Source organism: Lentilactobacillus hilgardii DSM 20176 = ATCC 8290, assembly GCF_000159315.1.
In the GTDB taxonomy this organism is placed as follows: Bacteria; Bacillota; Bacilli; order Lactobacillales; family Lactobacillaceae; genus Lentilactobacillus; species Lentilactobacillus hilgardii.
Window position 1 is genome coordinate 744,936 of sequence record NZ_GG669992.1, and the last position, 12,819, is coordinate 757,754.

The window sequence follows — 12,819 nt, forward strand, 5'->3', positions numbered from 1 at the left end:
TGCTTTGAGAAGCAGTCCTAATAAGTGTGCGGAGCAAAGCGGTTAGCATTCGCAGTCCTGCACAGTCTTATCTTAAATAATCAAACTAAATCAATGGTGGTCGTTTATAAAATGAAAAAACGAACAAAAATCATAATTGCCTGTGCCTCTCTCGTGACGGTTGTTGCTGCGGGATTATTTGGTGCCGGTCTTTATTTTTATAAAGTTGCGGTGGTTCCCGCACCTAAGTCATTTTTAAGTAAGTCACAAAAAATCAAGCCGGGCAGTTCTTTGTATCCGGCTCACCAATGGTACCAAAGCGTTCATAAACAGCGTTGGCATGAACTATCGGCAACACGGCATTTAAAGCTTGATGCCAACTATATTGCGGCTGATAAGCCGACTAATAAAACGGCTGTCGTTGCGCATGGGTTTATGGGAAATAAAGATCAGATGTTTCAATACGCTTATATGTTTCATAACTTAGGATATAACGTATTGTTGCCAGATGCTCGTGGGCATGGCGACAGCCAGGGGAATTATATCGGTTATGGTTGGCCGGATCGTTTGGATTATGTTAAATGGATTAAAAAGGTCATCGCAAGAAAGGGGGCAGATTCCAGAATTGTTGTTTTTGGTACCAGTATGGGTGGTGCGACAACAATGATGGTAAGTGGCGTTAAAGATGTTCCCAAACAAGTTGAAGCCTACATTGAGGATTGTGGTTATACGGATGTGTATAGCGAAATTTCCTATCAGGCAAAACAATTGTATAACCTACCGAGATTTCCGTTGGTTGGTATTGTGAGTGCGATTAACAAGGTTAAGAACGGTTATACGTTTAAAGAGGCAAGTGTCTTGAATCAAGTTAAGAAGAATCGACGACCGATGTTATTTATTCATGGCGCTCATGATCACTTTGTCCCTACCCGGATGGTATACCCACTTTATAAAGCGGATAAAGGATCAAAAGAACTGTTGATTGTGCCAGGGAAAGGTCATGCCAGATCTTATCAAAACCATCCAAAACTTTATACGGATACCGTTAAGAAGTTTTTAGAACGTTATCTCAAATAGATTAAAGAATATGTTAGACTAACTATAGAACTATTTTAGAAGGGAGGTCTGGTCTTGATCTATGTCATTCTAGGCATTATTGCCTGTATTATCGGCGGGATCAGTGGTGTTTCGCTTCAGAAAAAACGGTATGCTGCTGAGATTGCAAAAGCAAACCAAGAAGCAAGTAAACTACTGGATCGTGCCAGGGTTAAAGCACAAAAGGAAACTGAAAAGATAAACGAAGCTTCCGATCAGCAGACTTCTGATTATAAAGAATCAATTGAAGAGGAACTTGACAGTTACCAGGCGGATAATGCGACCCGCCAGATCAGAATCAACCAGCGTGAGAACGGGCTGACACAAACTGCGACGAGGCTTGATCAAGTTCATCAGGATCTTTCAAAACGAAATAATGAGTTATCGGAATTAAAACAATCGATTGCCGATCTTAAAAAACAAGCTGTTGATTTGTCAAAAGAGCGCGTTGAAACGCTTGAGAAGCGCGGCGATTTAACAAGCGCGCAAGCTAAAGAACAAATCTTTGATCAACTGAGCCAGGATTTAACGCGCGAAAAAGATATTGAATTGCGTTATCAACAGGACGAGGCAGCTGTAAATGCACCTAAAATTGCCAAAATCATGGCTGTTGACGCCATTCAGCGTGGACCGGTTGATATGCCGCGAGAGCATACGGAACACACAGTTCAAATTTATGATAACAGTACGAAGCAGAAGCTGGTTGGCCGGGATGGTCAAAATATTCGTTATATTGAAACCTTAACGGGTGTGGACCTGGTATTTGACCCGGATGATGGGTCTTTACTCCACGTGGTTACAGCTGATCCAATCAGACGTGAAATTGCTAAAATGGCGATTACCAATTTGACAGTTTCAAAGCAAATTAATGTGCAGTCAATTGAGCATCAGGTTCAAGCAGCTCAAACGGATGTGATGAATGATATCCGAAAGACGGGGGAGCAAACTGTCAGTTCATTGCATATCGGCTGGATGCATCCAGATCTAATTAAGATTATTGGTCGATTAAAATATCGAACAAGTTACGGTCAAAATGTGTTGAATCATTCCGTGGAAGTAGCGGATATTGCCGGTTTATTAGCAGCTGAACTTGGATTAAACGTTAAATTGGCCAAACGGGCAGGCTTACTGCATGATATTGGTAAGGCAATTGACCGTGAAGTTGATGGCACCCATGTTGAGTTGGGTGTTAAGATTGCGGAAACTTTTGAAGAAGATCCACAAGTTATTAATTCAATTGCTTCTCATCATGGAGATGTTGATGTTACCACACCAATTGCTCACTTGGTTGCTGCCGGAGATTCAATTTCAGGCGGTCGTCCGGGTGCCAGAAGTGAGTCTGTTGAAGAGTATGTTAACCGCTTAAAGAGTCTTGAAAGAATTGCAAGCAGCAAGCGTGGTGTTCGAGAAAGTTATGCCATTCAAGCCGGCCGTGAAATTCGAATTATGGTTGATCCAAGAAAAGTAAATGATCAACAAAATGCAGAGTTGGCTAATCAGGTTAAAGATGAAATTGAGGACGAGCTCACATATCCGGGAAAAATTAAAGTGACTTCAATTCGTGATTTCAAGGCAGTGGCTTTTATTGGCGTTGAGAAGAAAAAAGCGCATCGAGCAAATGATGGAAAAAATCATAAGCCCAAAAAGGCTAAAAGTAATGCTTGAAATTAATCAAGAAAAAATAGTTTAAAACTCAGTGCTGTAATAGATTAATAAAATCCGGTATTGAATATGATTGTTTGAATCATATTCAATACCGGATTTTATTATATGTTCTTATAATTGAGATCTGTATGAAATAAATAATAGCAAACACGAAACTATTATTTCCTTGCTTCAATTTTAAAGTTATGATTATTAGTCGCTTTTACTACGGGATGTTCTTGTAAATATTCTAAAATAATTTGGCTGATTGTCATGTCACAGGAAGCAACGATTTTGTCTTTTGTATACATAGGATAGTGACCACCGCCATTTGCTCTGTAACGGTTTAAAGTAACGAATAAGACCTGATCGTCTATAATATCTTTGCCGTGATATTTTAGTTTGGTTACGCGGTGCCCAACAGGATTAGCGATATTTAGCGTATATTCAATTCCTTCATACATATCGTAATTATAAAAACGTTCTTTAGGAAACATAAATTGCTCGTTAACGACTACCTCACCATGTTTAACATCAAAATATTTAGCGGTTACTTCCAATGCTGCCCGGAGATCGGCACCGGAAATTTTTGATTTGACCAGTGTATTTGGGTAAACGTAATTTGTAATGATATTTCTCATGGTGATGGGGCTTTCAAAGCCATGTGCTTCATTATTATACAGAGCAGTGGCAGAAATATCGGTTCCCATTTTACTCATTTGAATTTTTTGAATAAATTCGATGAAGGCAGATTCTTTAATTCGGGCATGAAAAGGATCGTTAAAAGTCAAATCCCCCTCAATATGGGAGAGGGGTTTATCAAGCCAATGTTGTAGATGTGCTGACAGAGGTGCGATTTGTTTGGCGATTTCTTGATCCGGTTCACTATCTGCAACGCTCAATAGTTCTGAACTGTGACGCGTGATTTTTTTGGTTGAGTTTGATAAATCAAAAGAAATCTTTCCAACAAATTCACCACGGGATCCAGGTTGAATAATCGGCACTTTAAAAAGTTCACTGGCAATTTTACGATGCTGATGCCCAGAAATAAAACCGTCAATGCCTTTGATATTCTTTAAAATATCATATCCGCGATTCTCACCGGGATTGATGTCATTCCAGTTACCAGTATGGTCCCGCTCAAATCCACCGTGATAGACAACAATGACGACATCGGTCTTTTCTCTTAGCTCAGGTAGATAGCGTTTGCACGCAGATAATTCGGAGATCAGGTTGAAGTCGTTTAAGCCATTAACATTCTTCCACTTTTTTGTGCTTGTAGTTGTTAGTCCGAGAAACCCAACTCTAACACCGGAAATAGTTAAAATGGTATATGGATTGGTTAGTAACGGTTTATTATCATGATCCACGATGTTTGCACAAATAAATTGCCTACTGGAATGGTTCATCACAAAATTAAGGTAGTCCAAACCATAGTCAAACTCATGGTTGCCAATACTGCCAATTTGATAACCAACTTGGTTGTAAGCGTTGATAAATGATGCTTTGTCGACTTCATCAGCTCGCTTGGCAACGTAATCGGCCATGGGCGAACCTTGAAGAAAATCCCCGTTATCAATCAGAATGACTTTTTCATCTTGATGTTGGTTAATATATCGTTTAATTGTTGAACTTGCTTTTTCTAGACCAAAAGGCTTGTTTGCATTTGAATCCACATAATTAGTGGGTTCAATAAAGCCATGTGTATCACTGGTCGCTAAGAGGGTAATTTTCATTATTTTCACCTGCAAAGTCAATGTATACCGTCAAGTATAATCAATTGACAGTACTTTGTAAACGTCAGATTAATGGGATAAGAGTGCACTAAGAAGCGGTTAGATTCCAGAACACAAGTCTTTAAATCAGATAGTCAAACCCGGACTATCTGATTTAAAGACTTGTGCGGCCGGGATCTGCTTCTTAGTGCACGGTTTCAAGCGTTGCATTATCCCTGTTCCATATAGACCATTTGGTCTGTCGTAACGCTTTGATTCAACTGATCGGAGATGGTTCGGGAGATCTCCTTATCTCGAAATGCCGAGGCAACGTAGGAATACTCGTATTGAAATGCTTGAATCAACAGTTGATTTCTTAAATCATCCGAGCTGTCTGATGAGTCGATTCTGGCATGGCGAAAGTTATAGCCATTTCTAACAAATGCAATTGACGGTGCATTTGTTTCGTTTTCAATATCATCAAGAAATTTATTAACATGTTGGTAAACAGTGTCTTCAACAATTTTCCTGATAGCTACCTTTTTATCGAACAGTTTTTGATTTAATTCCGGACTGAATCTTGATGCGACAGACTGCATATTTCGCTTGATTTTACGGGCCCTTTTGTTCGGAAAGCGAACACGGAATAGAAATTGAAGCTTAGTGAGAAAGCCGCCACGCTGACCGGGTGTCATCATCATTCGTCGGGAAATTTGGTTTGCAACATTTTGAGGGATTTTACCGGCCGTTAGTAAACCTGTGATTGCATCAATTTCAACCTTGTGAGTCTGGTTCATAATGTCGTTGATCTGTGTTTTATCAATATTTCCGCCCTGCTTTTGGCTCGCAAGCATATCAATAACATAATTTCTATCGGCTAGTGGAACACTTTCTTGGGCCTTAACTTGCGAAATACTGTAGTTGACCATTTCAGTACGATAATGATTGAAAGAGGATTGGTCGTCATCTTTTTTTCGCGGCAGCATATTTGGCAATATAAATGCCGGAACTACTAAGCTGAGGAGGATGACAATGGTTGCGACAAATATGATTTCATTTCGATAAGGGAAAGCGTGCCCTGTGAGTGTTAGTGGTAATGAAAGAGCCATGGAAAGTGTAATTGTTCCATGAACGCCGCCAATGGCAATTAGAAAAGCTTCTTTCATTGTTGAGGGCTGGTCTCGGTTGAGCCTGATAAAGTTAAGTTTTGCCCAAAGAAATCGGACAATTCCCATTAAGAGATAGATAGCAAATGCAAGGCAGGCCAGCTCAATTGTTAAAGTAGATGATAAGGGAATGATGTTTGAAATGACGGTCGGTAGAGTGACACCCAGCAGCACAAAGACAATGCCATTTAGCAAATTACTGACAATCGACCAGGTGGCACCTGTTACCAAACGGACATTAGTCGTTGTCAGCTTTAGGCGACTCTGGTTTAAGCCATAGACGATTCCTGCCGCAACAACCGCTAAAATACCGGAGCAGCCCAAGTGCTCTGAAATGAGATATATTGCAAATGGCGTCATTAAGCTGAAAGGAACAATGACACTGGATGTATCCATAGATTTATTAACAAGGAAGGTTTGCAGTTTAACAAAGGCCAAGCCTGCAATTAACCCGATGATGAGACCACCAAAAAAGCTGATAATAAAATTAATTAATCCTTTTGAAAAAGAAAATTGTCCTGTTAGAAAAGATGAGAGGGCTAAATTGAACACAACGATACCAGATGCATCATTGAACAGTGATTCGCTTTCAAGAACAGTCGACACATTTTCCGGAAGTGAAACTCCCTCGGTGATGGATGAAAATGCCAGCGAGTCGGTTGGTGTCACAATTGCTGCTAAGGCAAAACAGAGACTCAGCGGGATGATAGCCATCATCGTGTGTGCGAAAGTACCGATAACTACGGCTGTTAGAATTGCCAAGTAGACGGCCATTGACATAATGTGGTGAAAAGCATTCCCAAGATGTGAGACATCTGTATTGCGACCATCATTAAACATGAGTGGTGCAATGATACCAACCATGAAAAATTCGGGATGTAGTGTATAGTCCCTAAAAAGAGGAAGTAATGTGAGTAAGAACCCGCAAGCAATTTGGTAAAAGGTGAGCGGTATCTTTGGAAAAACAGTGTAAACCATATTTGAAATAATTGTCGCAACAATTAACAGTGCGACTAAATAAAAAGCTTCCATAATTCAATCCCCCAGTTTGTTTCAATAAACTTATTATAACGGAAAAGGTGCTGAAAGATGGTTTCAAAATTTCACAAATTTGTTTACAAAAAGTAAGTAACGGTATTGACAAAAGGTTTCACTGTGTTAATATATTACGTGAAGGATGTATTTAGGTTTCATTTCTGTTACAAACTAGGGGGGATTGTAATGTTAAATCTATATGTCGCACAAAGTAGTGCATCAAGTAGGAAAGCACGTGCATGGTTAAAGAGCCACAACATCGCCTTTAAGGAAAGAAACATCAATTCCAATCCTCTGAACGCCGATGAAGTAAAGCAAATCTTACGTTTAACTGAAAATGGAAGTGAAGATATCATTTCCACCAGATCTAATGTCTATAAGAAGTTAAATATAGATATGGATAATCTTTCGGTATCTCAGCTAATTGATTTGTTGGTTAAGTACCCGGATTTGATTAAACGACCAATTATTTTTGATGATCATCGACTAGAGGTTGGTTTTAATGAAGAAGAGATCAGAAGATTTCTTCCTAGAAGTGTTCGTGAAGCTGAGCTTCGGGAACTTGAATCACAAATCAGCTAGTTTAAATAATAATAGTTAAGTTATACGTATAAATTTAGAAGTTGAGGTAATTATTACCCCGACTTCTTTTTTTGTTTGTGAAATTGCATTGGAAATGTAATAAAATTAGGTGCATACTTGGCTGATTAATATAATTATTAAATAAATTACTTGGAACAATTTTGTAATTAATCTAGTATTTATGAAAAGTTCTGTGTAAGATATTGTCAAAGGGTTGTTTTTCCTATTTAGTTTCTTTAGAATAAACGTCGTTATTACTATCAGAGGGGGAACTCTAGCAGTGATTAAAATGGTTGCATTGGATTTGGATGGGACGTTGCTGACAAGTGACAAAAACATTTCCAAAACCAATGAGAATATATTGAAACAGATTCATGATAATGGTATTAAGGTGGTCCTTTGTACCGGCAGACCAATTAATGCAATTTGGCCGTATATTGAACAATTGGGGTTAACTGATGAAGATGATTACACGATCACTTTCAACGGGGCATTGGTTGTTCATAACAACGACAAAAAAGAATTGTTTAAGAGGGGGATGGCCAAAGCGGATTTTGAATCGTTACATAAATTTGCACGTGAAGTTTATGCACCGCTGGATATTCTGAACTTTGAACGTGTTTATTCGATTTCTGATTTGAAACCGTCAATGTACCAACAACAATTTAAAGGAAACATTGAATTTGTTTCCAGAAGTTTTGCAGACTTGGATGAAAATGATTTGTATTCCAAGGGAATTGTGTGTGACAAGCCGGACTTACTTGATGATTTCAGTAGTGACCTGCCGGTTCGAATTAGTAAGCAATATCATATCGTTCGGTCACAGCCGCAGATTATGGAATTCTTAGCACCGAAGATGGATAAGACGGTTGGGTTAAAAGCGTTGCTTAAACACTTTGGCTGGAATTTTTCCAACCTTATGGCCTTTGGAGATTCTCAAAATGATCTCGGAATGATCGCCCATGCTCAAATCGGAGTTGCTATGAAGAACGGGACAGACGAAGTTCGAGCAATTAGTAGTGTGATTGCCGGTAATAATGACGATAATGGTGTGGGAAATTATTTGAAAAGCTTTTTCTCCATTCGATAAAAGCGAAACAGCCATTGTTGCGTGGTCACCTATAGTTAATCAAAAAACGACTGCCAATCGTTATGACGATGGCAGTCGTTTTAAGTGTAGAACCTACTTTAAATTAATGTTTACTGAATAATCCGGTTAAGTGAGTCATAAATGCATTTAAGTAAGCATCTACATCAGCGTTGACCGCAACTTTAACATTTGGATTTGGATCAGACAAGCGGGCAGGATCACCTGTTGTTCGACCGTAATACTTTTCATCGGTTGTGACGTACATGTTTAAACTGATTGTTTGAACAAAGTCGGGATTAATCGCAACGCCAACCGCAAATGGATCATGAAGCGCACAACCGTGAAGATCAGGGCTTGTGACTTCATATGCTTTAATATAATAATCTACAATATCGGCGAAAGCTTTACCTGATTTAGTACCCAGGTCACGCCACTGTTGCGTTTCTTTTTTAGTTAACAGGGTTCTTAAAGTGACGTCGAGACCAACTTGGGTAAGTGGGGCCTTGCGGAAAACGTTGTTAGCAGCTGATGCATCTTGCTGAATATTTGCTTCAGCGACATTGGTTACATTTCCCGGAACGGTAACCGCACCACCCATTAAAGTAATGTTGCCGATTTCTTTTGTAATTTCGGGTGCTTTTTTAATAGCAGCATCTAAATTGGTAAGTGGACCGGTCGGCACAAGGATTAGGTCCTTACCGTATTTCTTGACAGCATCAATAAAGAAGTCGATTGCGTCGCCTGTTTCAGGTTTGCGGGAAGGATCCGGCAGGTCAACATCGCCAATACCGTTTTCACCATGAATTTGAGCACTGACAGGCATTCTGTCAAAGTGGTCACTTTCTGATGAATGTGAAAGTCCCTGATAGACCGGAACGTCAGTAGCACCAAGTAATTCAAGAATTTTAAGTGAATTTTGAACGCCGTCTTCAACGTATACATTTCCATATGAACCAATGATACCGATTAAATCAACATCCGGATCCGCAACTGCGTAGGCAATTGCCATTGCATCGTCGATACCGGTATCAAGATCAAGAATCATTTTTTTCTGGGCCATTAAAACTACCTCCATAATGTTGTAATATCAAGGATGAAAACCCTTTACCTAATCATAACCGAAAACGGACTATAACTCAATTTTTGACTTGGGATCACCCTGAATTTTTATCAACCCGAGTGACCAACTCACAGGGGAGGTTGGTGGGTTACAGCCGCCAGTGCGTATCAAAAACAAGTTATTGAGAATAATTTTAGCACGTAACTTGAATCTATCATCATCGTAAGTTACGCTAAATAGTAATACTTATAGGAAAGATGTATTTTAGATGAAATTTGAAAATAAAAAAATAGGTCGAAACTTTTTCTCGTTGATCTGGACAGGTGTGCGACGAAATTACGACAACCTTGATAATTTAGACGACAGCATCGCCAAACGACTTGGAGGCAAAGAAAACGAAAGCCCAGTGGAGATTCATCTGTCACGAATGTTTTCTGAAGTTTTTCAAAAACATAGTAAGGATGAAGCAGATCGGTTGTTTATTGTGGGCACCCGATCGACAACACCAAGTCTACGAAAGGTCTCCAGTCGGCCGGTAAAACCGTGGTTCTTTTCCAGAATTTTCTTTGTGTTGGCAGTCAGCTTTGCAATGTTGATGTTATTACTGTTTCTTTTTAAAAGCAATAAGGCAATTCCTGGTTTGATCTTTATCGGATCTTTGGCGGTACCTTTTTCGTTAATGATGATGTTTTTTGAGATTAACGTTTATCAAAACATATCGGTTCTTCAAGTTCTGACGACTTTTTTGGTGGGGGGGATTCTTTCATTGCTGGTAACAATGACATTTTATCTGATGCTGCCGATTCGAACCGATGTCAGTATTGAATCCGCACTGATTGTTGGTGTCGTTGAAGAACTTGCAAAATGCGTGGTTGTGATTCTCTTTATCAACTCATACAAACTGAATTACATATTTAATGGTGTTTTAATTGGAGCGGCCGTTGGTGCAGGTTTTTCGGTGTTTGAAAGTTCGGGCTATGTTAGTCAGTATGGATTGATGACGATTTTGACGAGAAGTTTTCAAGCAGTTGGAACCCATACAATTTGGGCGGCCATTATGGGCGGTGCAATTATTTTAGGGAAAGCTCGGAAAAAGCCGTTTACGATTCGGGATTTCTTTACAAATCCTAAATTCTACGTATTCTTTTTAATCACTGTCATTCTGCACACATTTTGGGATTGGGACATTCCAAATACAGGATTGAACGTCTCGATTATGCAGGAAATTCTTGACGTGGTTGTGGGTTGGTTCTTAATATATATAATGATTGATGCTGGACTGCGTGAAGTGAAAACATTACAAGGGCAGCGTATCATCATTCCAAAAGCGAAAAAAACAAAGAAACGAAAACCAGAGAAAAATAATTCAAAAAAGCGTTAGTAGAAGTGAAAAGCCCAGCCCAGTTGGGTGTTGTAGATTGACTTAACCCGACGGTATTAGGAGGAAGTAAACAAATGGTTTCAGATAATGCAACTTATGATATTACCATTATTGGAGGAGGCCCGGCGGGAATGTTTGCCGGGTTTTACGCTGGCCTTAGGAATGCTAAAGTGCAGCTTATTGAAAGCCTAACCGAACTTGGTGGCCAAGCCAGTGCATTATACCCGGAGAAGACGATCTTAGACGTTGCTGGCTACCCTATGATCAAGGCAAGGGACTTGGTTGAACAACTTGAAGAACAGCTTAAAACGGTTGAGACGGACATTAAATTGAATCAGACCGTTAATGATATCAAAAAAACGACTAACGGTTATCAACTCATCACAAATCAGGAAACGACATTCACCAAAGCGATTATTATTGCGACTGGGGTTGGGGCTTTTAATCCCCGTAAACTGGCTGTTGAGAACAGTGCTGATTTTGAAGGGCAACATTTATTTTACAGTGTCAAAAACCTGAACCGATTCAAAGATCAAACAATTTTAGTAGCCGGGGGCGGTGACTCGGCAATTGATGAAGCGTTACTATTGGAACAAGTCGCAAAAAAAGTGTTTCTGTTGCATCGGCGGGATAAATTCCGGGCGATGGAACACAGTGTTGATCAATTAAAGGCGTCATCAATCGAAACCGTGACACCTTACTTGATTAAACAACTCACCAAAACTGATAATGGACAAGTCGTTGTTAAGGCAAAGAAAATGAAGTCTGAAGACTTTACCGAGTTGACAGTTGATAAAATTGTTGTTAATTATGGATTTATTGCGCAGGATGATGCGCTAAATGCATGGGAGGTTCATCCCGAAATTAATCGGGGCACGATTAACGTTCGGCCGAATGGTCAAACAAATTTGGAAAATGTATTTGCGATTGGGGATGTTTCCGAGTACGAAGGCAAGGAACCACTGATTTCGACAGCTTTTGGTGAAGCACCGGTTGCAGTGAATGCAATTATGCAGGCACTTTATCCAGATAGAAGGGGACCATTGCATAGCACGGCAATGCATAAATCGTAAATCGATGTTTGATGTGGATTATTATTAACAAAAAGGACCGTTAGAATGAGGAAATTTCCTTTCTAACGGTCCTTTATTTTGTGTTGGCCAAATCGGCATTATTATTCAGGCCAATGTGCGTCTAAAGATCATAAGTTGATTTTGAACAATTTTAAGTCATTTTCGTTTTTTCTTTTTTACTATCGGCTTAGGCTGACCATTTTGCTCCTGCAATGTTTTTTGCATTTGTGTAACTTGTTTTGACAGATGTTCAACCTGCCTGGTGAGGTGTTTTAAAGATTTATCCCGTTCGTCTTCAGCGTCTTGATTAGTGAAGAATCCGGTAATTGTTGAGGTTAATAAACCAATAAAACCGATTCCGCCGAGCATAAGAAGTGAAGCAACGATCTTTCCGCCTGCAGTATGAGGCGTTTCATCACCATAACCAACCGTTGTCGCAGTTGTAATTGCCCACCAAAGGGCTTCTTGGAGTGAAACATGCTCAAACGAAGCAAACACCAAGGAGCTGCCGATCAGGATCACCAAACTAATCGAAAACAGGTAAATGAACCCAGTATCATAAAGGAAGCGGTGAAGGCCGTTAGTAAACTTTCCGGTCCATCCCAATTTCCACAGCAGATTATACTCGCGGACAATGGTAAATATTCTTGCTATTCGGAAAAGTGCAAATATTGGGTGTGAAGGAATTAACGCAATTAAATCAAATAAATTTGAAATTAAAAAATCTTTTTTTGACTTTGCGAGCTTAAAACGAATCAGGTAATCAATTAAGAAAAAAATCCAAATTAATGAGAAAATGATGCGATAAACACCATGCTTTAAAGTAATAATGTTGGTAACTGCCAAAACAACAAGTGCAAATGAAGCCAGTGCCAATAGTACAACTAAAATGTTGTACAGTAGAATTCTGCCCCACTTGGTTTGTTGGTTCTGCTTTTTCACGATACCTCATCCCCGTTTGTTTCGGATTATCATTACTGTGAGTACTAAGTGCTTGGA

General features: G+C 39.5%; 10 protein-coding genes. 6 read left to right on the top strand and 4 right to left on the bottom strand.

What is annotated here, in order from left to right; all coding sequences use genetic code 11:
• Positions 1-111: 111 nt before the first annotated feature.
• Both HMPREF0519_RS03355 and rny read left to right on the top strand, forming a co-directional pair.
• A complete protein-coding gene (locus HMPREF0519_RS03355; RefSeq protein WP_190870482.1) occupies positions 112-1,056 on the top strand; it encodes an alpha/beta hydrolase in 945 nt (314 codons plus the stop codon).
• A gap of 54 nt (positions 1,057-1,110) precedes the next feature.
• Positions 1,111-2,739, top strand: coding sequence for a ribonuclease Y (rny, locus tag HMPREF0519_RS03360; protein ID WP_003634668.1), 1,629 nt, complete (start codon positions 1,111-1,113; stop codon positions 2,737-2,739).
• Positions 2,740-2,897: 158 nt separating this feature from the next.
• Here the strand turns inward: rny and HMPREF0519_RS03365 are convergent, their stop codons facing one another.
• Positions 2,898-4,454: a bifunctional metallophosphatase/5'-nucleotidase gene (locus HMPREF0519_RS03365; RefSeq protein ID WP_003634670.1), complete on the bottom strand. Its 1,557-nt coding sequence runs from the start codon at positions 4,452-4,454 to the stop codon at positions 2,898-2,900.
• A 209-nt stretch (positions 4,455-4,663) separates the two neighbouring features.
• The gene (locus HMPREF0519_RS03370; protein ID WP_003634673.1) at positions 4,664-6,631 is read right to left on the bottom strand and encodes a cation:proton antiporter; all 1,968 of its coding nucleotides are present in this window, start codon (positions 6,629-6,631) and stop codon (positions 4,664-4,666) included.
• Positions 6,632-6,820: 189 nt separating this feature from the next.
• Here HMPREF0519_RS03370 and spx point away from each other — a divergent pair, with 189 nt between their 5' ends.
• Together spx and HMPREF0519_RS03380 are read left to right on the top strand one after the other, a co-directional pair.
• Complete coding sequence (gene spx, locus HMPREF0519_RS03375; RefSeq protein WP_003557539.1) at positions 6,821-7,216, top strand: transcriptional regulator Spx; 396 nt, start codon at positions 6,821-6,823, stop codon at positions 7,214-7,216.
• Between the two features lie 289 nt (positions 7,217-7,505).
• Complete coding sequence (locus tag HMPREF0519_RS03380) at positions 7,506-8,306, top strand: Cof-type HAD-IIB family hydrolase (protein ID WP_003557541.1); 801 nt, start codon at positions 7,506-7,508, stop codon at positions 8,304-8,306.
• Between the two features lie 103 nt (positions 8,307-8,409).
• Here the strand turns inward: HMPREF0519_RS03380 and HMPREF0519_RS03385 are convergent, their stop codons facing one another.
• Entirely contained in the window at positions 8,410-9,366 is a 957-nt protein-coding gene (locus HMPREF0519_RS03385; protein ID WP_035462227.1) for a nucleoside hydrolase, read from the bottom strand.
• Between the two features lie 268 nt (positions 9,367-9,634).
• On the opposite strand from HMPREF0519_RS03385, the gene HMPREF0519_RS03390 reads away from it, so the two are divergent.
• Both HMPREF0519_RS03390 and HMPREF0519_RS03395 read left to right on the top strand, forming a co-directional pair.
• On the top strand, positions 9,635-10,747 hold the full coding sequence (locus tag HMPREF0519_RS03390) for a PrsW family intramembrane metalloprotease (RefSeq protein ID WP_003552050.1): 1,113 nt from the start codon (positions 9,635-9,637) through the stop codon (positions 10,745-10,747).
• A 74-nt stretch (positions 10,748-10,821) separates the two neighbouring features.
• Positions 10,822-11,820 carry an NAD(P)/FAD-dependent oxidoreductase gene (locus HMPREF0519_RS03395; protein WP_003634677.1) on the top strand — a complete coding sequence of 333 codons (999 nt, stop codon included), beginning with the start codon at positions 10,822-10,824 and terminating at the stop codon, positions 11,818-11,820.
• Positions 11,821-11,976: 156 nt separating this feature from the next.
• On the opposite strand, the gene HMPREF0519_RS03400 is transcribed toward HMPREF0519_RS03395, so the two are convergent.
• Positions 11,977-12,762, bottom strand: coding sequence for a potassium channel family protein (locus HMPREF0519_RS03400; protein WP_003557549.1), 786 nt, complete (start codon positions 12,760-12,762; stop codon positions 11,977-11,979).
• Positions 12,763-12,819: the final 57 nt, after the last annotated feature.